General features: G+C 72.0%; 22 protein-coding genes. 11 read left to right on the plus strand and 11 right to left on the minus strand.

Features of this window, described 5'->3' with window-relative positions:
• Window positions 1-62: 62 nt before the first annotated feature.
• On the plus strand, window positions 63-1,331 hold the full coding sequence (locus ACZ7L5_RS27165; protein ID WP_471519527.1) for a geranylgeranyl reductase family protein: 1,269 nt from the start codon (window positions 63-65) through the stop codon (window positions 1,329-1,331).
• Between the two features lie 35 nt (window positions 1,332-1,366).
• On the opposite strand, the gene ACZ7L5_RS27170 is transcribed toward ACZ7L5_RS27165, so the two are convergent.
• On the minus strand, window positions 1,367-1,816 hold the full coding sequence (locus ACZ7L5_RS27170) for a nitroreductase/quinone reductase family protein (protein WP_406207384.1): 450 nt from the start codon (window positions 1,814-1,816) through the stop codon (window positions 1,367-1,369).
• 164 nt (window positions 1,817-1,980) lie between these two features.
• On the opposite strand from ACZ7L5_RS27170, the gene ACZ7L5_RS27175 reads away from it, so the two are divergent.
• The 3 genes from ACZ7L5_RS27175 (at window position 1,981) to ACZ7L5_RS27185 (ending at window position 4,692) form a co-directional block, all read left to right on the plus strand.
• Window positions 1,981-2,670, plus strand: coding sequence for a TetR/AcrR family transcriptional regulator (locus ACZ7L5_RS27175; RefSeq protein ID WP_471519529.1), 690 nt, complete (start codon window positions 1,981-1,983; stop codon window positions 2,668-2,670).
• Between the two features lie 100 nt (window positions 2,671-2,770).
• A complete protein-coding gene (locus tag ACZ7L5_RS27180) occupies window positions 2,771-4,030 on the plus strand; it encodes a sensor histidine kinase (RefSeq protein ID WP_471519531.1) in 1,260 nt (419 codons plus the stop codon).
• Entirely contained in the window at window positions 4,027-4,692 is a 666-nt protein-coding gene (locus ACZ7L5_RS27185; RefSeq protein ID WP_328883422.1) for a response regulator transcription factor, read from the plus strand. Before ACZ7L5_RS27180 ends, ACZ7L5_RS27185 begins: the two co-directional genes overlap by 4 nt.
• Here ACZ7L5_RS27185 and ACZ7L5_RS27190 read toward each other — a convergent pair.
• Window positions 4,653-4,958, minus strand: coding sequence for a DUF6332 family protein (locus ACZ7L5_RS27190; RefSeq protein WP_471519533.1), 306 nt, complete (start codon window positions 4,956-4,958; stop codon window positions 4,653-4,655). The two genes, ACZ7L5_RS27185 and ACZ7L5_RS27190, sit on opposite strands and share 40 nt — an antisense overlap.
• Window positions 4,959-5,089: 131 nt before the next feature.
• Between ACZ7L5_RS27190 and ACZ7L5_RS27195 the strand changes: the two genes are divergently transcribed.
• Window positions 5,090-5,629, plus strand: coding sequence for a GNAT family N-acetyltransferase (locus tag ACZ7L5_RS27195; protein WP_471519535.1), 540 nt, complete (start codon window positions 5,090-5,092; stop codon window positions 5,627-5,629).
• A gap of 14 nt (window positions 5,630-5,643) precedes the next feature.
• Here ACZ7L5_RS27195 and ACZ7L5_RS27200 read toward each other — a convergent pair whose 3' ends face one another.
• Window positions 5,644-7,122 carry an MFS transporter gene (locus ACZ7L5_RS27200; RefSeq protein ID WP_471519537.1) on the minus strand — a complete coding sequence of 493 codons (1,479 nt, stop codon included), beginning with the start codon at window positions 7,120-7,122 and terminating at the stop codon, window positions 5,644-5,646.
• Between the two features lie 85 nt (window positions 7,123-7,207).
• Here ACZ7L5_RS27200 and ACZ7L5_RS27205 point away from each other — a divergent pair, with 85 nt between their 5' ends.
• Window positions 7,208-7,585, plus strand: coding sequence for a MarR family winged helix-turn-helix transcriptional regulator (locus ACZ7L5_RS27205; protein ID WP_471519539.1), 378 nt, complete (start codon window positions 7,208-7,210; stop codon window positions 7,583-7,585).
• Window positions 7,586-7,624: 39 nt separating this feature from the next.
• Here the strand turns inward: ACZ7L5_RS27205 and ACZ7L5_RS27210 are convergent, their stop codons facing one another.
• A complete protein-coding gene (locus tag ACZ7L5_RS27210; protein ID WP_471519541.1) occupies window positions 7,625-8,365 on the minus strand; it encodes a maleylpyruvate isomerase family mycothiol-dependent enzyme in 741 nt (246 codons plus the stop codon).
• A gap of 174 nt (window positions 8,366-8,539) precedes the next feature.
• Here ACZ7L5_RS27210 and ACZ7L5_RS27215 point away from each other — a divergent pair, with 174 nt between their 5' ends.
• On the plus strand, window positions 8,540-9,097 hold the full coding sequence (locus ACZ7L5_RS27215) for a DM13 domain-containing protein (RefSeq protein WP_471519542.1): 558 nt from the start codon (window positions 8,540-8,542) through the stop codon (window positions 9,095-9,097).
• 7 nt (window positions 9,098-9,104) lie between these two features.
• Here the strand turns inward: ACZ7L5_RS27215 and ACZ7L5_RS27220 are convergent, their stop codons facing one another.
• Both ACZ7L5_RS27220 and ACZ7L5_RS27225 read right to left on the minus strand, forming a co-directional pair.
• Window positions 9,105-9,494, minus strand: a complete 390-nt coding sequence (locus ACZ7L5_RS27220; protein ID WP_471519543.1) for a VOC family protein — start codon at window positions 9,492-9,494, stop codon at window positions 9,105-9,107.
• A gap of 73 nt (window positions 9,495-9,567) precedes the next feature.
• On the minus strand, window positions 9,568-10,737 hold the full coding sequence (locus tag ACZ7L5_RS27225) for an MFS transporter (RefSeq protein ID WP_471519544.1): 1,170 nt from the start codon (window positions 10,735-10,737) through the stop codon (window positions 9,568-9,570).
• A gap of 204 nt (window positions 10,738-10,941) precedes the next feature.
• On the opposite strand from ACZ7L5_RS27225, the gene ACZ7L5_RS27230 reads away from it, so the two are divergent.
• Entirely contained in the window at window positions 10,942-12,420 is a 1,479-nt protein-coding gene (locus ACZ7L5_RS27230) for a glutamate-cysteine ligase family protein (RefSeq protein ID WP_471519545.1), read from the plus strand.
• 25 nt (window positions 12,421-12,445) lie between these two features.
• Here the strand turns inward: ACZ7L5_RS27230 and ACZ7L5_RS27235 are convergent, their stop codons facing one another.
• The 3 genes from ACZ7L5_RS27235 to ACZ7L5_RS27245 all read right to left on the minus strand — a co-directional run bounded on the left by ACZ7L5_RS27235 (window position 12,446) and on the right by ACZ7L5_RS27245 (window position 15,228).
• Window positions 12,446-13,564: a Gfo/Idh/MocA family protein gene (locus ACZ7L5_RS27235; RefSeq protein ID WP_471519546.1), complete on the minus strand. Its 1,119-nt coding sequence runs from the start codon at window positions 13,562-13,564 to the stop codon at window positions 12,446-12,448.
• Entirely contained in the window at window positions 13,534-14,223 is a 690-nt protein-coding gene (locus ACZ7L5_RS27240; RefSeq protein ID WP_471519547.1) for a ThuA domain-containing protein, read from the minus strand. The genes ACZ7L5_RS27235 and ACZ7L5_RS27240 overlap by 31 nt, the downstream gene beginning before the upstream one ends.
• A gap of 114 nt (window positions 14,224-14,337) precedes the next feature.
• Complete coding sequence (locus tag ACZ7L5_RS27245) at window positions 14,338-15,228, minus strand: class I SAM-dependent methyltransferase (protein ID WP_471519548.1); 891 nt, start codon at window positions 15,226-15,228, stop codon at window positions 14,338-14,340.
• Window positions 15,229-15,303: 75 nt separating this feature from the next.
• On the opposite strand from ACZ7L5_RS27245, the gene ACZ7L5_RS27250 reads away from it, so the two are divergent.
• The gene (locus ACZ7L5_RS27250) at window positions 15,304-15,750 is read left to right on the plus strand and encodes a helix-turn-helix domain-containing protein (RefSeq protein WP_471519549.1); all 447 of its coding nucleotides are present in this window, start codon (window positions 15,304-15,306) and stop codon (window positions 15,748-15,750) included.
• A 21-nt stretch (window positions 15,751-15,771) separates the two neighbouring features.
• Here the strand turns inward: ACZ7L5_RS27250 and ACZ7L5_RS27255 are convergent, their stop codons facing one another.
• Window positions 15,772-16,374, minus strand: coding sequence for a response regulator transcription factor (locus tag ACZ7L5_RS27255; RefSeq protein WP_471519550.1), 603 nt, complete (start codon window positions 16,372-16,374; stop codon window positions 15,772-15,774).
• Entirely contained in the window at window positions 16,371-17,591 is a 1,221-nt protein-coding gene (locus ACZ7L5_RS27260; protein ID WP_471519551.1) for a sensor histidine kinase, read from the minus strand. The genes ACZ7L5_RS27255 and ACZ7L5_RS27260 overlap by 4 nt, the downstream gene beginning before the upstream one ends.
• A 173-nt stretch (window positions 17,592-17,764) precedes the next feature.
• Here ACZ7L5_RS27260 and ACZ7L5_RS27265 point away from each other — a divergent pair, with 173 nt between their 5' ends.
• Window positions 17,765-18,355 carry a hypothetical protein gene (locus ACZ7L5_RS27265; protein ID WP_471519552.1) on the plus strand — a complete coding sequence of 197 codons (591 nt, stop codon included), beginning with the start codon at window positions 17,765-17,767 and terminating at the stop codon, window positions 18,353-18,355.
• 134 nt (window positions 18,356-18,489) lie between these two features.
• Window positions 18,490-21,669 carry an amidohydrolase family protein gene (locus tag ACZ7L5_RS27270; protein WP_471519553.1) on the plus strand — a complete coding sequence of 1,060 codons (3,180 nt, stop codon included), beginning with the start codon at window positions 18,490-18,492 and terminating at the stop codon, window positions 21,667-21,669.
• The last annotated feature ends 95 nt before the right edge of the window (window positions 21,670-21,764 follow it).

Below are 21,764 nucleotides of genomic sequence, written 5' to 3' on the forward strand. Positions count from 1 at the left end.
GCCCGCCGTAGGATGCGGGGGACAGCAGGCGTAGGCGGCTTGATCGGGAGCAGTAGACCATCGTGAGCAGCGAGAACTCTTCGGCGGACGACGTGCAGCAGGTGTGGGACGTCGTCGTGGTGGGCGCGGGACCCGCGGGGGCCTCGGCCGCGTATGCGGCGGCCGTCGCCGGGCGGAGCGTGCTGGTGCTGGAGAAAGCGGATCTGCCGCGCTACAAGACATGCGGCGGCGGCATCATCGGCCCCTCGCGCGACTCACTCCCACCCGGCTTCGAGCTGCCCTTCCGCGACCGGGTGCACGCGGTCACGTTCTCCAACAACGGCCGCTTCACCCGCACCCGTCGCTCCAAGCACATGCTGTTCGGGCTGATCAACCGGCCCGAGTTCGACCAGCAACTGGTCGAGCACGCGCAGAAGGCGGGCGCCGAGGTGCGTACGGGTGTGACCGTGCAGCGCGTCGAGCAGCACGGCTCGGCCGTGCCGGACCGGCGCAGCGTCGCCGTGGTCCTGCAGGGCGGCGAGACGCTGCTCGCGCGGGCCGTCGTCGGCGCGGACGGCAGCGCCAGCCGGATAGGAGCCCACGTCGGGGTGAAGCTGGACCAGGTGGACCTCGGCCTGGAGGCGGAGATCCCGGTGCCGGAGACGGTCGCCGAGGACTGGCAGGGGAGGGTGCTCATCGACTGGGGGCCGATTCCCGGCAGTTACGGCTGGGTGTTCCCCAAGGGCGACACGCTCACGGTCGGGGTGATCTCGGCGCGCGGTGAAGGCGCCGCGACCAAGCGGTATTTGGAGGAGTTCATCGGACGGCTCGGGCTCGCCGGGTTCGAACCGAGCATCTCCTCGGGCCACTTGACGCGTTGCCGCGCCGACGACTCGCCGCTGTCACGCGGGCGGGTGCTGGTGTGTGGTGACGCGGCGGGCCTGCTGGAGCCGTGGACGCGCGAGGGAATCTCGTTCGCGCTGCGGTCGGGGCGGCTCGCGGGGGAGTGGGCGGTGCGGATCTCCGAGGCGCACGACGCGGTGGACACCCGGCGCCAGGCCCTGAACTACGCCTTCGCGATCAAGGCGGGACTCGGCGTCGAGATGAGCGTCGGCAAGCGGCTGCTGACGGCGTTCGAGCGCCGTCCCGGGCTCTTCCACATGGCGCTGACCGGTTTCCGGCCGGCCTGGAAGGCGTTCATGGACATCACCCGCGGTGCCACGTCACTGGGTGAGATGGTCCGTAGCCACCCCATGGCCCAGCGCGCGCTGACCGTGCTGGACAACCGTCAGGCGCCGGACGCGACTGAGTCTGCGGCGCCGGCTACGGCGGCCGACGAGGCCACTTCCTGACGACGATCCGGGTGACTCGCGGGTCACTCGGCGGGTCACTTCTCGACGGCGATCCGGAAGACGGGATGGTCCGGGGCGGCTGCGATGATCTCCGCGTCGGAGGACTTCGCGGTGACCCCGTCGAAGTACTGGTTGACCTCCCAGCCCCACTTCTCCAGGTAGGTCCGCAGGATCGGGAGCTTCATCTCGTCGGGAATCTCCACCGCGGAGAACTGGCGCAGCTTGCGCCCCACGCGCAGTTCCCCGCCGCCGGCGGCGCGCATGTTGCGTACCCACTGGGAGTGGCCGCGGGCCGAGACGAGGTACTGCGTGCCCTCGTACGTGTGCGGGTTGACCGGGATGCGCTGCATCGTGCCGCTCTTGCGCCCGCGCACGGACATCTCCGCCGTGCCCGCGATGCTGAACCCGTGCCGGGCCAGCCAGCCGACGACGCTGTTGAAGCGGACGTTCAGCGGGCTGCCCTTGACGTAGTACGGCGACGACATGGTGACTCCCGGAGTGTGATCTGCAGGGTGGCCTGGAGAGTGATCTGGATTAGCGAGAGCAGCGCTCTCGCTTGAGAGCAGTGTGCACGAGATTGCCGATCCAGAGCAAGAGCAGTGCTCTCGAATATGTGCACTGCTCCGTGTTCCATGGGAGACTGGCTCACATGAGCAGCACCACACAGGGCGCACGTGCCCGGGCCAGGCTGGAAGTCACGGCGGCCATCAAGGACGAGGCGCGCAGACAGCTCGCGGCCGAGGGCGCCGCGAAGCTTTCGTTGCGCGCCGTCGCCCGCGAACTCGGCATGGTCTCCTCCGCGCTCTACCGGTACTTCCCCAGCCGGGACGACCTGCTGACCGCTCTCATCATCGACGCCTACGACTCCCTCGGCGAGTGCGCGGAGGGGGCGCACGGCAAGGCCGCCGACGCCGGGCCCGTCGGGCGTTGGACGGCGGTCGCGGAGGCGGTACGCGACTGGGCGCTGCGGCATCCGCACGAGTACGCGCTGATCTACGGCTCGCCCGTGCCCGGCTACACGGCGCCCGACACCACGGTCCCGCCCGCCTCCCGCGTCGGCCTCCTCTTCATCGGCATCGTCCGCGACGCCCACCAGGACTCCGGCCTCACTGAACCGCCCCTGTCCGCCGAGCTGCGCCCCGAGGCCGAGCGCATGGCTGCCGACCTGGCCCCTGACCTCCCCCCGGCGACGGTCGCGGCCCTGATCGCAGCCTGGGCCCAGCTGTTCGGGCTCGTCGGGTTCGAGCTGTTCGGGCAGTTCCACCGGGTCGTGGAGGACCGCGAGACGTTCTTCCGGCACGCGGTGGGCCGGCTCGCCCAAAACGTCGGCCTGGCGTGAGCCGCCGAGGGGGAGGAGAGGGCGTACTCCGCGGGGAGTATCCGTGATCACCACGCCGGGGTGACGCCGCCCGGCGGCCATCGCGTCTAGCGTGGCGGACATGGATGAGCAGCAGGTACGCCGGGGCGGCGGTCCGCCGATGTGGTGGCGGCAGGGGCCGCCGTGGTGGAACCGCTGGGAGGACGAGGAGCACGCCCATCGCTGGCCCTGGCGATCCACGCTGCTGATCACGGTCTTCGTGATGGCCGGCTCGAACTTCGCGGCCGAGGGGCAGCTGGACGACCGGGCCCCGCTCGACCCCTTTGCGCGCATCCTGCTGTTCGTGGCGTCCGCCCTGCTGCTGTGGCGCAAGCGGTACCCGGTGGCCGTGGTCTTCGGGACGGCGGTCGCCGCCACGCTCTATCTCGGCGCCGGATACCCGTACGGCCCGGTCTTCCTGGCCGTCGCCGTGGCCTGCTTCAACGCCATCGTCACCGGACACCGCAAGGCCGCGTGGGCGGCGGTCGGGGTGTTGTGGATCGGGCACGCCCTGGTCGCCCACTGGCTGTACCAGTGGCTGCCGCCCTCCGGTGACACGGCCGCCCCCTGGGGGCAGGAGGGCGTGATCGCCGCCTGGGTGGCGGCGATCGTGGCGGTGTCGGAGCTGGCCAGAACGCGACGCGAGCAGTGGGTGCGGGAACGCGCCGAACGGGCGCAGGCGGCGCGGCGGCGTGCCGACGAGGAGCGGCTGCGGATCGCCCGCGAACTGCACGACGTCCTCGCGCACAGCATCTCCGTGATCAATGTGCAGGCGGGCGTGGGGCTCGCCCTCCTCGACACCGACCCCGAGCAGGCGCGTTCGGCCCTCACCACCATCAAGGACAAGAGCAAGGAGGCGCTCGGCGAGGTCCGCCAGGTCCTCGACACCCTGCGCACCCCCGGCGACGCGCCCCGTGCCCCGGCCCCCGGCCTCGACCGGCTGCCGGAACTCGTGGAGCAGGCAGCGAGCGCGGGCCTCACCGTCGAGGTCGAGGGCGAGCCGCCCCGCCTGGCACCCGGCACGGACCTCGCCGCCTTCCGGATCATCCAGGAAGCCCTCACCAACGTCGTACGCCACTCGGAATCACGGCACGCACGCGTGCGTCTCGACCCCTCCGACAGGACGACGCTACGGCTGCGCATCGACGACGACGGTCCCGCGACCGGCACCGACGCGGGCGGCAGCGGCAACGGACTCGCCGGAATGCGGGAGCGGGCGGCCGCCCTCGGTGGCACGATCGAGGCGGGCCCGCGTGCCGACGGCGGGTTCCGGGTGCTGGCCGTACTGCCGTTGAACGCTCCCGCCGGCGAACCGAGCAACCACGTCAAGGAGGACCGGTGATCCGCGTACTGCTCGCCGACGACCAGTCACTGGTGCGGGCCGGCTTCCGCGCGCTGCTCGACGCACAGCCCGACATCGAGGTGGCGGGAGAGGCCTCCGACGGCGAGGAGGCGGTGCGCAAGGTGCGCGAACTGCGGCCCGACGTCGTCCTGATGGACATCCGCATGCCGCTCCTCGACGGCCTCGCCGCGACCCGCCGGGTCACCGACGACGGCGACCTCACGGGCGTCAAGGTGGTCATGCTCACCACCTTCGAACTCGACGAGTACGTCTTCGAGGCCATCCGCTCGGGCGCCTCAGGCTTCCTGGTCAAGGACACCGAGCCCGACGAACTCCTGCGCGCCGTAAGGGCGGTGGTCGAGGGCGACGCGCTGCTGTCGCCGGGAGTGACCCGCCGCCTCATCGCCGAGTTCGCCGCCCGCTCCAAGGAGCCCGCTGCCGCCGACGCCCTCGCCGAACTCACCGAGCGCGAGCGGGAGGTGATGGCGCTGGTCGGCATCGGACTGTCCAACGAGGAGATCGCCCGGCGCCTGGTGGTCAGCCCGCTCACCGCGAAGACCCACGTCAGCCGCACGATGGTGAAGCTCGGCGCCCGCGACCGGGCCCAACTCGTGGTGCTGGCCTACGAGTCCGGGTTGGTACGGCCTGGCTGGCTGGGCTGACCGGCTCCGCCTCCGGCGGCCTTCCGCTGCCCGAAGCGGACCAGCACGCTGACGACACGGGCGACGAACAGCACCGCGGCCGAAGTCGCCCCCGCCGCGACGAGTGTGCCGCGCGTCCCGGCCGACACGTCGAAGGCGAACGCCGGTCCGGCCACGGCCCCGAACAGCAGGGCCGCCGCGAACGCCGCACTGCACAGGGCGTATCCGATCTCGACGGTGATCGCGTCCCGCTCGGCCTGACTGCGCTGTCCCCCGTACATGGCCATACAGGAAGTTTCGCAGGCGTGCGCCCGGCGGAGCAAGCGGGTGCCGCCGGGGGCACGACGAGGAGGCCAGGTGGCTTTGCTCGACCGTCTCTCCCGGAGCACCCTCACGGGCGTGCGATACGTTGCCCGCCATGACTGAGCTAGGACCGGTGGCCTGGCCACCTGCCCCGATCAGGACCGAGCGGCTCGTGCTCCGCGCGTCCGAGGCCCGGGACCGCGCGGCGTTCATCGAGCTGTTCGCCTCGCCGGAGGTGGGCACCTACGTCGGTGGCCCTCGACCGCGTGACGAGCTCGAACGCGCGGTGCCCGAGGTGCCCGGGCGGCGCCCCGGCCTGTTCGTGATCGATCTCGACGGAGCCATGATCGGCATGATCACGCTCGATCGGCGCGACGCAGAGCGGCCGGGGCATGTCCTTCCGGAGGCCGAAGAGGCCGAACTCGGCTACCTGTTCCTGCCGGAGGCGTGGGGCTTCGGGTACGCCGCGGAGGCGTGCTCGGCGGCACTCGCCTGGTTCGCCGGAGCGCTTCCCGGCGAGCCGGTCGTGCTCTGCACCCGGACCGCCAACGACCGCGCAATGCGCCTCGCGGCCAAGCTGGGGTTCACCGAGGCGGAGCGGTTCGAGGAGTACGGCGCCGAGGTGTGGTTCGGTGTGTGGTCCTCCGGCACGTGATCCTCACGGGATCCCTAGTCGCGTACGGTGACACGTTCCGCCTCCGGGGACGTGGACCTGGCGACCACGACGGTCCGCTGCCCACGGCGCGTGCGCAGTCCGGTGAGGGCGATCAGCAGACCCGCGACCGCGATGCCCGTGATCACGACCAGCGCCGGCATGTAGCTGTCGAGGTGGGCCTGCGGGGAGGCGGACTCCTCGGGCGTGTTCGCGGTCAGCACCGCCGTCACGACGGCCAGGAAGAGCGCGCCGCCCACCTGGACCGAGGTGTTGAGCAGGCCCGAGACCATGCCCTGCTCGTGTTCGTCGACGCCGTTCGTGGCCTGGACGTTCAGCGAGGGGAAGGTCAGCGCGAAGGCCGAGCCGACCAGCAGCATGGTGGGCAGGATCACCGCCGCGTAGACCGGGTCGAGGTCGATGCGCAGGAACAGGACATAGCCGGCGACCATCAGGGCGAAGCCGATCGCGATCAGCCGTGCCGTGCCGAACCGGTCGATGATCGCACCGACCTTCGTCGCCGACAGCGCCACGAGCGCGCCCGCCGGCAGGAACGCCAGTGCCGTGTGCAGCGCCGACCAGCCGAGCAGCTCCTGCATGTAGAGCGTGACCAGGAACTGGAAGCCGATGTAGCTGCCGACGAACGTCAACGCGCCCAGCTGAGCGCGTACTTGGGCCCCGGAGCGCAGGACGCCGAGCCGGATCAGCGGGCTCGGGCTGCGCCGCTCGACGCGGACGAAGGCCGTCAGCAGGACGACGACGGCGACGAAGGACAGGACCGTGCGCGCCGAGCCCCAGCCCGCTTCCGGCGCTTCGACGACGGTGAAGACGAGCAGCAGCATCGAGGCGGTACCGAGGACGGCACCCGGGATGTCGTAGCCGCCGGTGGTCTTCTCGCGCTCGGTGCGCGGCAGCAGCTTCAGGCCGACGGCCAGGGCGATCAGTGCGACGGGCGCCGGGAGCAGCATGGTCAGGCGCCAACTGGCCTCGGTGAGCAGGCCGGAGAAGACCAGCCCCATCGAGTAGCCGGTGGCACCGCAGGTGGTGTAGATCGCCAGTGCCCGGTTGCGCACGGGGCCCTCGGCGAACGTCGTGGTGATGATGGACAGGCCGGCAGGTGCGGTGAAGGCGGCGGCCAGGCCCTTGATGAAGCGGCTTGCGATCAGCAGCGGGCCGGAGTCGACGAGCCCGCCGAGCAGTGAGGCGAGTGCGAAGACGGCGAGGGCCACCAGGAAGACCTGGCGTCGGCCCAGCAGGTCGGCGGCCCGTCCGCCGAGGAGGAGCAGACCGCCGTAGCCGAGGATGTAGCCGCTGACTATCCATTGCAGGGTCGAGGTGGACAGGCCCAGGTCGGCGCCGATGGACGGCAGGGCGACGCCGACCATCGACACGTCGAGTGCGTCCAGGAACATCGCGGCGCACAGCACCAGCAAGGTGCCCCACAGCCGCGGGGTCCAACGTCCGTCGGACGCGGGGGAGATGAGCGGAGAGGTCATGGCCGGAACACTACATGCGCATGCAACGAATGCAAGCGCATTTAATTCCAGTGCAACAAAACGCGATTTCTGCTACGGTGCGGCCATGGCGGCGACGAAGGCCGAGCGGGCGCTCGTGGACCAGTGGCGGGACATCCTGGCGCTGCATGCGCGTACCCAGTGCGAACTCGACCGTGCGCTGCACCAACACGGCCTGTGCGCCAGTGACTTCGAGGTCCTGGACGTGCTGGCGGACGGCGCCTGTTCGTACCGCGTCCAGGAGATCTCCGAGCGCGTCCATCTGAGCCAGAGTGCCCTGTCGCGGCTGATCGCCCGGCTGGAGAAGGACGGACTCGTCGAGCGCGGCATGTGCGCGGAGGACCGGCGGGGTGTGCGGGTGGCGCTCACGGCGAAGGGGCGCACGCTGCACGGCAACGTGCTGCCGGTACAGCGAGCGGTGCTGACGAGGATGCTGGCGAACTGACGGGCGTGCGGCCCGGGTCGAGGCGCGCGGTGACGCCGTTCAGCTCCAGGTGACGGCCGAGTTCTCCCGCCACAGCGTGGCGACGGCGGCGTCGCCGGTCACGTGCGGGAAGGGCAGCCGGTTCCACAGCGCCACATACAGCTGTGCGACCCGACCGGAGATCTCGCAGTCGGCCCCTGCGGCATCGCCGCGCACGGCCACCGGCGGTTCCTGCGACAGCCGTACGGTCCACACCGCGCCGTCCGCGTCCGTCGCCCGCACCCGCAGCACCCGGGGTTCGGCGCTGCGGACCCGGCTCCTGCGCCGGGCGTGGAAGGCCAGCAGCAACTCGTCGATGCCGTCCGCCGCGAAGTCGGGGTCGATCCCGCTCGGGGTGCCGCCGCGTGCCGTCTGCGCGTCGAAGCGGTGCACGGTCGTCTCGTGCGCCTGTCTGCGGGCCCAGAACGCGAGGGGCGACGGAGCGGGCAGGAACTGCCAGCACTGCACGTCGGCCGGGGCGCCGGCCAGTGTGCCGACCAGATGGCGGTGCCCCTCCCGGAACCAGGCGAGCAGCGCGGCTCCGTCGAGGTCGGGCAGGCCGCCGTCGGGGCGCGCGGAGGTGTGGCCCTCGGCCACGAACGCCGCCGCCCAGCGGTGCACCATGCCGGTGTGCCGCAGCAGATCCCGCACCTGCCAGTCCGGACAGGTCGGCACCTCGGCCTCGGACCCGGCCTCCTCGGCTGCCGCTGCCAGCAGCTGACCTTCGCGGTCCAGGGTTCGGACGAAGTCGGCGGTCTCCATGGGGTGAGTGTGCCGGACGGGGCGCCGGCCGTCCTGGCGGCCGTGCATCAGGACGGCGGGACGGCGGGACGTAAGGCTTTCGTCATCACCCTCGGTATGCACGGCGGGCCTCGAATTCCGTTGAATGGACGTCGACGGACGGTCGACGGACGACTCTCGGGAAGCGGGGCGGTTATGGGACGGGTGCGGAGAAAGCTGTTCGGGCCGTGGGGCATCGGGGTCCTGGTGCTGACCGTGGCCGTGGGCGGCTTCGGTCTGTACTGGTTCCAGCCGTGGAAGCTGTGGCAGGACCGGACCGTGGAGGAGGCCCTGCCCGCGGCGGCGCAGACCCCGGCGGGGGCTACCTCCCCGGCGGGGGCGGCCTCTTCGGCGCCCGGCCCCGAGACGCTGGCCGGCGGTGAGCTGATCAGCCATGAGCACGCGACGTCGGGCACGGTGAAGCTCGTACGGCTGGCCGACGGCTCCCATGTCGTGCGCCTGGAGAAGCTGGAGACCAGCAACGGGCCGGACCTGCGCGTGCTGCTGACGGACGCGCCCGTGAAGGAGGGCACGGCCGGCTGGCGCGTCTTCGACGACGGCGCGCACATCAGCCTCGGCAAGCTCAAGGGCAACAAGGGCAGCCAGAACTACGTGGTGCCGCAGGACGTCGATCTGTCCCGCTACAGCAGCGTCAGCATCTGGTGCGACCGCTTCGACGTGTCGTTCGGAGCGGCGGAGCTTGCGCGGGTCTGAGGGGCGTTCAGGACGGGCTGGGAAACAGGCAGAACTCGTTGCCCTCGGGGTCGGCCAGCACCCAGTGGTCCTCGTGGCGGTCCTTGACCGTCGCGCCGAGGGAGGTGAGCCGGTCGAGCTCGGCCTCCGGGTCGGTGGAGACCAGGTCCAGGTGGAGGCGGTTCTTCACGCGCTTGGGCTCCGGGACGAGCTGACACCACAGCCGAGGGCCGCCGCCACGGGGTGCGACGAGCACGGTCGGATCGTCCTCCGGGCCCGAGATGCCTTGCGCGCGCAGCCGCGCCGGCTCGGCGTCGTCGTACGGGGCGACGTCGCAACCGTCGAGGGCGGCGGCCCAGAAGCGGGCCGTCGCGGCCGGGTGGGCACAGTCGAAAACGAGGTCGTGAAGGCGTGCCATCCGGTCATCATGGGGCCGGGGCGTGGGCCGGACAACGGCCGGGTCCGGGTCCGGGGCGGGCGTACGAGCTCGGTCAGTTGGGCGTCGTACGCAGGGTCGCGACGCCGATGAGCGTGGCGATCGCCGCCAGTACGGCGACGCTGGTGAGGGCGACGGGCAGGGAGAACCAGTCCGCCATGAAGCCGATGGCGGGCGGTCCGAGGAGCATGCCGCCGTAGCCCAGGGTGGAGGCGGTCGCGACTCCGCTCGGTCCTGCGAGGGCGCCCGCGCGCTCGACGGCGACGGGGAAGAGGTTGGCGAGACCGAGCCCGGTCACCGCGAATCCGAGCAGCGCCGCCCACAGGGAGGGCGCGAGCGAGCCGAGGAGCATCCCGGCCACCGCGGTGGCGCCGCCCGCGACGACGGTACGGCCGTGGCCGAGCCGTTCGAGGAGGGCCGTACCGGAGAGCCGGCCGATGGTCATGGCCAGGGCGAAGCAGGAGTAGCCGATGGCGGCGACGCCGGGTGTGGCGTCCAGGTCCTGTTCGAGGTGCAGGGCGCCCCAGTCGGCCATGGCGCCCTCGCCGTAGGCCGTGCACAGGGCGATCAGGCCGAAGACGATCACCAGTCCGCGCGTCCTGGAATCCAGGCGGCGCGGGGTGTCCTTCGCGGGGCGTCCGGGGCTCGCGGCCGTCGGCGGCTCGTGGCGCAGCAGCGTACGTCCCGCCACGGCCGTCACCAGCAGCCCGATGACGGCGAGGGACAGCAGATGCCGGGCCGGCGAGAGGCTCCCGGCGACCAGCCCGCCGAGGCCCGCGCCGACCATGCCGCCGAGGCTGAAGGCCGCGTGGAAGCTGGGCATGACGGGTCGGCGCAGGGCGGCGACCAGGTCCACGGCGGCGCTGTTGAAGGCGACGTTGATTCCGCCGTAGGCGGCCCCGAAGATCAACAGGACGGCGCCGAGCGCGAGCGTCGAGTGCGTGAGCGGCGGCAGCGCCACGCTGAGCGAGAGCAGGACGGCGCAGACCACGGTGACCGCGTGGGTGCCGAAACGGCGGCAGAGCCGACCGGTGAGCGTCATGGTGAGCACGGCACCGGCGGAGACGCCGAGGAGGGCCAGGCCGAGGTCGCCGGCCGACGCGCCGGTCTGCTCCTTGATGGCGGGGATGCGAACGACCCAGCCGGCGAACAGGAAGCCGTCCAGGGCAAAGAACGTGGTCAGGGCTATGCGGAGGCGGGAGAGGTCGTTCGGAATGCCCGGCACGGCGTTGTACGATCGGGCTTTGTTTATTTGCGGCACAAACTCAGGCTAAGCGGGGCCGGGGGTGACGACAAGAGGGAATCGAGCGTGCCGACAAGGGGGGAAAGGGGAGGGGGCCGGACCAGGTCGGTGCCCTGACTGTCCCGCCGCCGCCCGAAGTGCGACGCTATGACCAGAGCTATCCGCCGAGGGAACTCGGGAGGGCACATGGGACGGGACGTGCCGGCCCTGGTGTTCACGCGGGAGGATCGCCGTCGGTACCGGGAGAAGATGCACACCTGCCTCGATGTGCTGGCGCAGATGCTGCGCGAGTCGACCTTCGAGAGCGAGCGGCCCCAGGTCGGGCTGGAGATCGAGCTCAACCTGGTGGACGACGACGGGCTGCCGGCGATGCGCAACACCGACGTGCTCCAGGCGATCGCCGACCCCGCCTGGTCGAGCGAGCTGGGCCGCTTCAACCTGGAGATCAACATTCCGCCCAGGGAGCTGACCACCGGTGGCCCCGGTGCCTGGGAGCAGGCGATCCGTGACGCGCTCAACCACGCGGAGGACCGCGCCTCGGCCGTGGGCGCCCACCTGATCATGATCGGCATTCTGCCGACGCTGGGGGAGACGGACGTGGGCGAGCGGGCCCTGTCCGGCGATCCGCGGTACCAGCTGCTCAACGAGCAGATCTTCGCGGCTCGCGGCGAGGACCTGCGGATCACGGTGGACGGCGTGGAGCGCCTGGCGACCTACGCCGACACCATCACCCCCGAGGCGGCCTGCACCAGCACCCAGTTCCACCTTCAGGTCGCACCTAAGGAGTTCGCGGCCTACTGGAACGCGGCCCAGGCCGTCGCGGGCGTGCAGATCGCGCTGGCGGCGAACTCGCCGTACCTCTTCGGCCGGGAGCTGTGGCGCGAGACCCGTATCCCCCTGTTCGAGCAGGCCACCGACACCCGCCCGCAGGAGATCAAGGCCCAGGGCGTGCGGCCCCGGGTGTGGTTCGGGGAGCGCTGGATCACCAGCGTCTTCGACCTGTTCGAGGAGAACGTGCGCTACTTCCCGGCCCTCCTGCCGCTGTGCGACGACGAGGACCCGCAGCACGCCCTCAACCACGGCGGTGCGCCGGAACTGGGCGAACTCACGCTGCACAACGGCACGATCTACCGCTGGAACCGTCCGATCTACGCGGTCACCGACAGCGGTCCGCATCTGCGCATCGAGAACCGGGTCCTGCCGGCCGGGCCCACGGTGGCCGACATCATCGCCAACGGCGCCTTCTACTACGGCCTGACCCGCGCCCTCGTCGACGAGGACCGGCCGATCTGGACGCGGATGTCGTTCGCGGTCGCCGAGGAGAACCTCCACACCGCGGCCCGCGACGGCATCGACGCCCGCCTGTACTGGCCCGGCATCGGCGAAGTGCCGGTCGTGGAACTGGTGTTGCGGCGCCTGTTGCCCCTGGCCCATCGTGGCCTCGAACTGGCCGGCCTGGACGCGGCGTGGCGCGAACCCCTGCTGGGCATCGTCGAGCAGCGCTGCATCACCGCACGCAACGGCGCCCTGTGGCAGGCGGAGACGGTCCACCAGCTGGAGAAGGCCGGTGTCTCCGACCGGAGGGAGGCCCTGCGGCTGATGACCACGGCGTACATGGACTACATGCATCTCAACGCCGCCGCGCACACCTGGCCCGTGGACTGACCCTCCCCGTGCACCGCGACGCGGTTCAGCCGGCGTCCCTCTCCGCCGCTCTCCACTCCTCCGCTGCCGTCAGGGGGACGGGAACCGGGGGCTCCGCCGAGGTGGTCAGCTCGATGCGGCGCCCCTCGGCCGACGAACGGAGCAGGGCGCTCATCGTCTCCAGCACGTGCAGTGCGATGTCGCCGTTGGCGCGGGGAGCCCGCTGCGCGTCCCCGGCGATGAAGTCGAGCAGACCGACGCCCCGGGCGCCGTCGGCGTAACCGGCCGAGGGCGGGAGGTCGCGCCACTGGTCGTCGCCGAGTTCGAAGAGCCGCACATCGCCGTCGAAGCGGTTCGGGTCCGGAACCGCGAGGGTCCCCGTCTCGCCGTGGACCTCGATCGGCGTGGCGGTGGTGGCCACGCCGTCGAAGCTCGTCGTGATCGTCGTGAGGGTCCCGCCGACGTGCTCCAGTACGCCGGAGACGTGACTGTCCACCTCCACCGGGATCCGCTCGCCCGCGCGTGGGCCCGAGCCGATGACGCGCTCGGCACGCAGCCGTCCGGCCGCCCCGATCACCGCACGCACGGGACCCAGCAGATGGATCAGGGACGAGAGGTAGTACGGCCCCATGTCCAGCAGAGGGCCGCCCCCCGCCGTGTAGTAGAAGTCGGGGTGAGGATGCCAGCGTTCGTGCCCCGGTGTGATCATGACGGCCGTGGCGAACTGGGGGCGTCCGACGCGGCCCGCCGCCACGGCCGCGCGCGCCGTCTGGATGCCGGTGCCGAGGACCGTGTCCGGCGCGCATCCCACACCGACCCCCGCCTTCGCGGCGGCCGCCATAACGGTGTGCGCCTCGGCGAGGCCGGCGGCCAGTGGTTTCTCCCCGTAGACGTTCTTCCCGTGGCCGATGGCGCCGAGGGCGATCTCGGCGTGCGCCGCGGGGACGGTGAGATTCAGCACCGTGTCCACGTCCGGGCTGCTCAGCAACTCCTCGACGGTCAGCGCCTCGACGCCGGGTACCGCGGCGGCGACCGCAGCCGACCGGGAGGCGTCGAGGTCGGCGACCGCGGTGACGCGCACGGCCGGATGGCCGACGAGTGTGTCCAGGTAAGCGCGGGAGATGACGCCGAGTCCTACGACGCCGACGCGGTGCGCGTCGCCCACAGCATGCCCCTCTCGATGACGGTGCGGACGTTCGGGTCCTCCAGCACGTCGAGGCTGTGCCCCGGAGTCGTCACCAGGACGCGCCCGGCACCCCACTGCCGGGTCCAGATCGCCGGCGAGGTGACGGGGCGTTGCCACGGCTGCCAAGGGCGGGCGGGATGGGTGGTGGTGGCCAGGACGTCGATCAGGTCGTCGTGGAGCACCCAGTACTGCTCGGTGTGCAGTTCGAAGTCCTCGATGCCGGCCGTGACGGGGTGCCCGCGGCCCAGCTCCGTGATGGTGACGACATGCGGCAGGTAGTTGTCCTCCTGAACTCCCCGGCGCTCACACGGCTCCTTGCCCGGATGGGTCGCGAACTGCCCGCCCACCAGATGGAGATAGTCGGAGGAGGCGCGGAACGAGTCGGCGATGCCGCCGTGCCAGCCGGTGAAGCCCGTACCGGCCACGACCGCCGCGCTCAGTCCGGCCAGCTGCTCGGCGCTGATCTGCGACATCGTGACGCACTGCACGACGAGATCGGTGCCGGCCATCTCGGCGTCGTCGGCGTAGACGTCGGGCGACTCCTCGATCCGGACGGCGTATCCGTTGCTCCGCAGGAACGGCAGGAACAACTCCGTGGCCCGGACAGGGTCGTGCCCCTCCCAGCCGCCCCGGACCACCAGGGCCTTTCTTCCGCGTCATCTCGTCCCTTCGTGAGGCCGGAGCACAGCGACATCACTATGCGCCGGGCTCCGGCCCCTCGGAAAGAGTCGCCGGATTCTGCGAAAGTTTCGTTACGGCGAGGCAGGCGAGGCAGGCGAGCCAGGCGACGGCGACGGGGATGTCGCCGTGGCGCTGACCATCCAACAGGCCGACGTGAAACGGACCTCCGTGCCCTGCACAAAGCTGTCGAAGGCGGCGCGAACGGTCTCGACGACCCTTGCGCGGGTCTGTTCGTCCGCCTCGTGCAGCACCTGGCCGACCGGACCGAGGCGGGTGAAGTACCGGACCAGCTCCCGTTCGGGCAGCGTGCAGGGCACTTCGACCGGCCGGATGTCGATCCCGGCCCACCCGCTCTCCGTCAGGATGCGCCGGAGCCGGTCCGAGTCGGCGAAGGCGAACTGCCCCGGCTCGTCAGGCCGGCGCGCGGGGAGGTTCGGCAGGAGCGGCGCCGCGGCGCGCTCGGCCGTCGTCATGAACGGATTCTCGGCGGGGCCGCGCCAGACCACGAACCGGAGCGCGGCCCCGTCCTTGGCGGCGCCCCGCAGGTTCGCGAAGGCCCGGACGGGGTCGTTGAAGAACATGACGCCGAAGCGGGAGATGACGGCGTCGAAGGTGGCGGGTTCGAAGGCATACTCCTGCGCGTCGGCCTGGATGAAGGACACCGGCGGGCCCTCCCGCTCGGCGCGCGCCCGTGCGGCGGTGATCATCGGTTCGGAAATGTCGATGCCGACGCAGCGACCCGCCGGACCCAGCAGCCGCGCCACGGCCACCGTCGTGCCACCGGTACCGCAGCCGACGTCGAGCACCTGCCCGGCCTGTCCGGCGGGCATCGCCCCGATGAGCAGCTCTTCGAACGGCCGGAGCATGTCGTCCAGCAACGCCTGCGTGTCGACCCAGGCGTTGCCACTGGCCCCGCTCCAACGGGCCGCCTGTTCGTCATCGGTCCTGCGCCTGACGTTCATGGTCGCCTCCCAGCGCTTGCGTTCATCGGGTCGGGGTGACAGCGTGCTACTTCAAGTCGACTTGAGGTCAAGCGGATGACGGACCTGGACATCGCCGAGGTGGCGCAGCGCGCCGGGGTTCCCGCCTCCACGCTGCGGTTCTACGAGGAAAAGGGGCTGATCGCCTCGATCGGCAGGCGCGGCCTGCGCCGACAGTACGATTCTGGCGTACTGGAACGCCTGGCGCTGATCGCGCTGGGGCGCACCGCCGGGTTCTCGCTCGACGAGATCGCACGCATGTTCACGCCGGACGGCCAACCGCGCATCGACCGGCAGACGCTCTCGGCCAAGGCGGAGGAGCTGGACACAAGGATCCGTGAACTGGGCGTCCTGCGGGACTCCCTGCGGCACGCCGCGGCGTGCCCCGCTCCGACTCACATGGAATGCCCCACCTTCCGCCGCCTCCTCGCCGCCGCCGCATCCGGCACTGTCGCATCAGGCACTGTCGCGGTACCGAAGAAGCGGGCGCCAGGAGCGCCGTGAAGCCCCGCCAGGGTTGCAGGGTCAGATCCAGCCCTGTTCCCAGGCGCGGTGCGCGGCCGCATGCCGGGTCGGGGTGCCCAGCTTGGCCATGGCCGCGGAGAGGTAGTTGCGGACCGTGCCGGGGGCCAGGTGGACGGCGTCGGCGATCTCGGCGATCGAGGCGCCGGTGCGGGCGACGCGCAGGACCTCCAGTTCGCGGGCGGTGAGGGGGCAGTCGTCCTCGGTCAGCGCGGAGGCGGCGATGTCCGGGTCCACATAGCGGCGTCCGGCGGCGATGTCCCGGATGATCTCGGCCAGCCTGCCCGCCGGGGTCGTCTTGGGCACGAAGCCGCGGACACCTGCGGCCAGGGCCCGGCGCAGCACGGCCGGCCGCGCGTGCCGTGTCACCAGGACGATCTGCGTGGGCAGTTCGGCCCGGATCTCCTCGGCGGCGCGCAGCCCGTCGGCCGGCGGCATCTCCAGGTCGAGTACGGCGATGTCGGGCCGCTGCTCGCGGGCCAGCCGCACCGCCTCGGTGGACGTGGACGCCTCAGCGACCACGGTGAGGTCGTGTTCCAGCGCGAGCAGGGCGGCCAGGGCGCTTCTGAGGAGGTCCTCGTCGTCGGCGATCAGCAGGCGGATCATGGGGCGGCTCCGTCCACGGGGTCCGGCGAGCACGTCGGCAGCGCGGCCTCGACCACGAAGCGATCGCCGTCGTGCTGCCAGGTCAGCTCGCCACCGGCCGCCTCCAGCCGCTCGGCGAGGCCGCGCAGCCCCGTACCGTCCAGCGCCGTCGGATGCTCGTCGGCACCGTCGTTGCGTACGCGCAGACGGGCGTGGCCGTCGGCGATGCGGTAGTCGACCTCGGCGTGCCTGGCCCGGCTGTGCCGGAGCGCGTTGGTGGTGGCCTCCCGCATCACCAGCCCGAGGAGGTGCCGGGCGGATTCGGCGAGGTCGGTGGCGACGGCATCGGGGGCGAGCGTCATCCTCGCGTCGATGCCGGCGGCGGCCAGCACCCGGGTCGCGTTGGCGATCTCGTCGTCCAGGGTCGTACGGCGGTAACCCCGCACCACCGCCCGGGTGTCGCTGAGGGCGTCCGCCGCCAGCTGCCGTATCTCCTTCATCTCCGTGGTGGCCCGCGCCGGATCCCGCTCGACGAGCCGCTCCGCCAACTCGCTCTTCAGGGCGATCACTTGGAGATGGTGACCCTGGATGTCGTGCAGGTCGGCGGCGAACCGCAGCCGTTCCTCCTTGACCGCCAGCTCCGCCTCCAGCCGTCGTGCCGCGTCGAGCCGCCGTGCCGTGTCCCAGGCCCACAGCGGGCCGAGCGTCACCCATGCGGTGAAGGCGACCAGCCCCGCCGGGAACAGGGCCGCGTACGCCGACTCCCCGTCGCCCCCGGCAAGGCTGACGAGGCTGCCGGGGAGCAGGGCGAGGACCACGGCGCCCCCGACGAGCAGCCGCCTGTGGCGCGGCGGGAGGTACGTCGCCACGATCGCGACCACCAGCGCGGGCGCCACCGGCCACAGCCCGTAGTTGCGCACGGACAAGGGCAGCGCCGCGAGCACGACTCCCGCCCCGACCGCGGCGGTCAGCAGGCCCGGGGGCGGTCCGCCGGGCTGCGCGGCCGTGACCGGCAGGAGCGCAAGCCGTCGGCTCAGCAGGGCGACGCTCGCCCACACCTCGACCACGAGGGCGGCAGCGGCCGGCGCGCGGGCCCACAGGGGGACATCGCCGTCGAGGACCCACTCGCCGACGAAGAGGGCCAGGACGCACGCGGTCATACCCGGCACGGCCCACCAGGTGTAGCGACGGAAGCCCGTAAGCCCCGCCGCCTCGCGATCGAACTCCCCGTCCCCCACCCGGTCATTGTGGCCCAGGCGGTCCCCATGACAAATGTCATCCGAGGACGTGACAACGCCACGTGAGCGCACCGGGATACGGCACTACTGGCGGGCTTCGTCGCGGCGGAGGCTGAGGGCGTCGGCAGCGGATGAAGCCGATACCCCGCCCTGGTACCGAAAGAGAGCCCGTCATGCAGGCACGCACCCCTCACGCGACCGCTGCACGGCCGCACCCGACCGCGGCGCTCAGGCGGCGCTGGCCGACCGCACTGGCCGCCGCGGTCGTCGCCCTCAACGTGATCGCATCCGGCTCGCAGGACGTGGCCGACGCCGTCGGAGGGTTCGCCGAGACCCTGCCGTTGCTGCCGCTGATCTATCTGGTCGTCCACCAGATCGGCAGGCCGCAGGCCACCTGGCCGGTGCTGGGGGCCGGGCTGGTGGCGGTATTCGCCCTCGCTTCCCAGGACGTGGTCGCGCCGTCCACGACCCTGGTCGCCCTCGCGCTGGCCGTCCTCGTCCGGGGCGCCCTTTGCGGAACTCCCCACGGGCGGGCCACGTTCGGGGTGCAGGCCATGGGTGCCGTCCTGTTCTGCGGGCTGGCGCTGGCGGGGCTGGCGGTGGATCCGGACCTGGGGCGGTACCTGGTGGCGGCCGGCTGGCTCTGCCACGGTGTCTGGGACTTCGTGCACCTGCGGCTCGACAAGGTCGTCTCGCGTACGTTCGCCGAATGGTGCGGAGTCGTCGACGTACTCGTCGCCGTGCAACTGCTCTTCCCGGTCTAGCCGAAACGGGTGCCTCGGGTGGCCGAAAACGGCCGAGAAACGCCGGGTCAGGCCCGTAACCGGGATTCGCCCCGTACGTTGCCACCAGTGGTCTCTCCTGTCCGGTACCCCAACTCCGCGCTCTGGGAGCTCCCTTGGACCCCGAAGACACCGCAGCCGCACTCCGCCTCGGCCCGCTCTCCCGCCGCAGATTCCTCCAGGCCACCGCAACCGCCACCGCAGCCGTCACCGGTTCTGCGCTCCCCCCTGTGAGTACACCCGCCTTGGCTGCATCCTCCGCCGCGACCACCCTCTCCTTCACCGCCGCCACGGGTGGCTCCGCGACCCTCGCCCCGTCCGGTGACCGCCTGGTCGCCGAGGTGCAGAACGTGCTCTGGTCCATCCCGCGCAAGGGCGGCACCGCCGTCCCGCTCACGCCGCCCGGCCTCGAACCCACCCGCCCGCAGTTCTCGCCCGACGGCAGCCGACTCGCCGTCTGCGCCTACCGCGGCGGAGGCTTCCACCTCTGGACGCTGCGGCCCGACGGCACCGGGCTGCGGCAGCTCACCGACGGGCCGTGGGACGACCGGGGCCCGGCCTGGTCGCCGGACGGCACCCGGATCGCGTTCGCCTCCGAGCGCGGCGGCGACACCGTGACCGGCTCTCCGTACCGCATCTGGACCGTGGACGTGCGCACCGGCAGGCTGACCCGGCTCACCGGGCGGCCCGACCAGCAGGGCCCCGGGCAGGACGCCCGCTGGGAGGACTTCGACCCCACATGGTCGCCCGACGGGCAACGAATGCTGTTCGTGCGGGCCGTCGTCACCGAGACCGGCACCCTGCGCGCGACCACGATCGCCGCGGTGGCCGCCGACGGCACGGGCCCGGTCACCACCGAGCACACCGACGACTCCGGCGCCCAGCTCATGACCCCCGCCGTGTCGCCCACCGGGCGCCTGGCCCACCTGCGCACCACGGCCTCGCCCGCCGCGTCCTGCACCCTCGTCGTGGACGGAGCACCGGTCGCCGTGCGGGGCGACATCCTTCCCGCCCCGCCCCGCTGGACGGACGCTGACCGACTGCTCCTCAACGTCGACGGACACTTCCGCCTGGTCGACCCGGACGCGCCGGGCGACGGCGAGGAGATCCCGTTCACCGCCACGCTGCCCGTGGACCGGCCCCGCTACCGGGGCAAGGCGTACGACTTCGAGGGCGCCGGCGCCCGTCCCGTCCGCGCGCTCCACCTGCCCGCCCTGTCGCCGGACGGCCGTAGCGTCGCCTTCGCGGCGCTCAACGCGCTGTGGACCGCCCGGACGACCGGCGGCCGGGCACCCCGCAAGGTCCTGCAAGTCCCCGCCACCCGCTATGTGCTGGCGCCGACCTGGACGCCCGACGGCACGGCGCTGGTGTACGCCGACGACCGTGACGGACTGTTCGCGGTACGGCGCCGGGACCTCGGCTCCGGCGAGGAGGCCGTCCTCGCGGAGGGCGGTCGCGTCTTTCCCGCGCTCTCGCCCGACGGGACGCGGCTGGCCTGCCTGGACATGTCCGGCAACCTCGTCGTGCGCGACCTGCCCGAAGGAGCCGAATGCGTCCTCGCCGCCCCGCTGGGAGCGGGTGGGCTGCCCGGCCGCCCCAGCTGGTCGCCGGACGGCCGGTATGTGGCGCTGTGCGACCGCAACCGCCTCAACCAGCGGTTCCGTGAGGGCTACAACCTCATCCGCGTCGTCGACACGACCACCGGCACGGCAGAACTGCACGCCTTCGCCCCGCACACCTCGCTCTCCGACCGCTACGACTCGGGCCCCGTCTGGTCGCCGGACGGCCGCTGGATGGCCGTGGTGGCGGAGTCGGCGCTGTGGCTGCTGCCGGTCCGCGCCGACGGCACCCCGGACGGCGAGCCGCGCCGGCTCACCACCGAACCGGCCGACCACCCGTCCTGGTCCGCCGACGCCCGCACCCTGCTCTATCTCTCCGCGGGCACCCTGCGCCTGACCGACATCCGCAGCAGCAGAACCCGTACCGTCCGCGTCCCGCTCGACTACCGCAGACCGCGCCCGGCGGACACCGTGGTGCACGCGGGCCGCCTCTGGGACGGCACCGGAACGGACGTCCGCGAGAACGTCGACGTCGTGATCCGTGACGGCCGTGTCGCGGACGTGTCCCCGCACCGCGCGGGCCGCCCAGCCGAACGCCGCGTCGACGCGAGCGACCGCACCGTGCTCCCCGGCCTGTGGGACGCGCACACCCACCCCTGGCAGACCACGTACGGTGGCCGCCAGACCGCCCTGCAACTCGCGTACGGCATCACGACGGCCGTCTCGCTGGGCGGCTTCGCCTACGAGCAGGCCCGCATCCGGGAGGCGGTCGCCGCCGGTGTCCTCGCGGGGCCCCGGCTGCTGACCACCGGTGAGCTGCTCGACGGGGCACGCGTCGCCTACAGCATGGGCCGCGCCCACCGCACCCGCGAGGGCCTGCACCGGTCGCTGGCGCGGGGTGCCGCGCTGGACTGGGACTTCGTGAAGACGTACGTACGGGCTCCCGGGTGGGTGATGAAGGAGGCTGCGGACTTCGGCCACGAGCGGCTGGGGGTGCGCAGCGGAAGTCATCTGTGCAGCCCCGGCGTACAGCTGGGCCAGGACCTGACGACGCATTTGCAGGCGACCCAGCGGCTGGAGTTCGGCCACGCGACGACCGCCGGGGGCCGGGCCTGCGAGGACGTCGAGGAGATCTACACCGCGACCGACTTCCACCTCGTCGCCACGCCGTTCACGGCACTCGCCCTGCTGGGCGCGGACTCCGCGCTCGCGGACGACCCGCGCGTCACCGCCCTCATGCCGCCCTGGGACACCGCGCTGGTCCGACAACAGGCCGGGCAGCCGCCCAGCGAAGCCCAACTGGCCACGCTGGGGCGGGAGATGGACATCTACCGGCGCGTCCTCGCCAAGGGCGGCCTGATCGCGCTCGGCACCGACCAGCCCATCGTCCCGGTCGGGCTGCATCTGCACCTGGCCCTGCGCGCCCTGCACCGCGCCGGCATGTCACCGGCCGAGGCGCTGCGTACCGCGACCCTGCTGCCCGCGCGGGTCTTCGGCGCCGACGCCGACCTGGGCACGGTGGAGGAGGGCAAGCTCGCCGATCTCACCGTCGTGGACGGCGACCCGTTCACCGACTTCGCCACGCTGATCCGCACGGTGGCGGTCCTGCGCGGCGGCGTCCTCTACGAGCAGGCGGACCTGGTGGACGCCTTCGACGTCGCCATTGAGCGACGGGCGGCGGACGACTGGCTGGAGGTGAGCCGCCAGATGCGTCGCGAGGGGTGCTGTGACCTGTGAGCAGGTCACGGTACACACACACTTCGTGAAAGATCTGCGCAGGAGTATCACTCGGGATGCACACAGCCTTTTGAAAGGATCGTTAGCGTTCTGGC

Source organism: Streptomyces sp. NPDC107528 (genome assembly GCF_055639295.1).

Coding starts and splice junctions, on each gene's coding strand:
- ACZ7L5_RS27170 (WP_406207384.1), bottom strand. CDS start 1,816: ATGTCGTCGCCGTACTACGTCAAGGGCAGCCCGCTGAACGTCCGCTTC.
- ACZ7L5_RS27175 (WP_471519529.1), top strand. CDS start 1,981: ATGAGCAGCACCACACAGGGCGCACGTGCCCGGGCCAGGCTGGAAGTC.
- ACZ7L5_RS27180 (WP_471519531.1), top strand. CDS start 2,771: ATGGATGAGCAGCAGGTACGCCGGGGCGGCGGTCCGCCGATGTGGTGG.
- ACZ7L5_RS27190 (WP_471519533.1), bottom strand. CDS start 4,958: ATGGCCATGTACGGGGGACAGCGCAGTCAGGCCGAGCGGGACGCGATC.
- ACZ7L5_RS27195 (WP_471519535.1), top strand. CDS start 5,090: ATGACTGAGCTAGGACCGGTGGCCTGGCCACCTGCCCCGATCAGGACC.
- ACZ7L5_RS27200 (WP_471519537.1), bottom strand. CDS start 7,122: ATGACCTCTCCGCTCATCTCCCCCGCGTCCGACGGACGTTGGACCCCG.
- ACZ7L5_RS27205 (WP_471519539.1), top strand. CDS start 7,208: ATGGCGGCGACGAAGGCCGAGCGGGCGCTCGTGGACCAGTGGCGGGAC.
- ACZ7L5_RS27210 (WP_471519541.1), bottom strand. CDS start 8,365: ATGGAGACCGCCGACTTCGTCCGAACCCTGGACCGCGAAGGTCAGCTG.
- ACZ7L5_RS27215 (WP_471519542.1), top strand. CDS start 8,540: ATGGGACGGGTGCGGAGAAAGCTGTTCGGGCCGTGGGGCATCGGGGTC.
- ACZ7L5_RS27220 (WP_471519543.1), bottom strand. CDS start 9,494: ATGGCACGCCTTCACGACCTCGTTTTCGACTGTGCCCACCCGGCCGCG.
- ACZ7L5_RS27230 (WP_471519545.1), top strand. CDS start 10,942: ATGGGACGGGACGTGCCGGCCCTGGTGTTCACGCGGGAGGATCGCCGT.
- ACZ7L5_RS27245 (WP_471519548.1), bottom strand. CDS start 15,228: ATGAACGTCAGGCGCAGGACCGATGACGAACAGGCGGCCCGTTGGAGC.
- ACZ7L5_RS27250 (WP_471519549.1), top strand. CDS start 15,304: ATGACGGACCTGGACATCGCCGAGGTGGCGCAGCGCGCCGGGGTTCCC.
- ACZ7L5_RS27255 (WP_471519550.1), bottom strand. CDS start 16,374: ATGATCCGCCTGCTGATCGCCGACGACGAGGACCTCCTCAGAAGCGCC.
- ACZ7L5_RS27265 (WP_471519552.1), top strand. CDS start 17,765: ATGCAGGCACGCACCCCTCACGCGACCGCTGCACGGCCGCACCCGACC.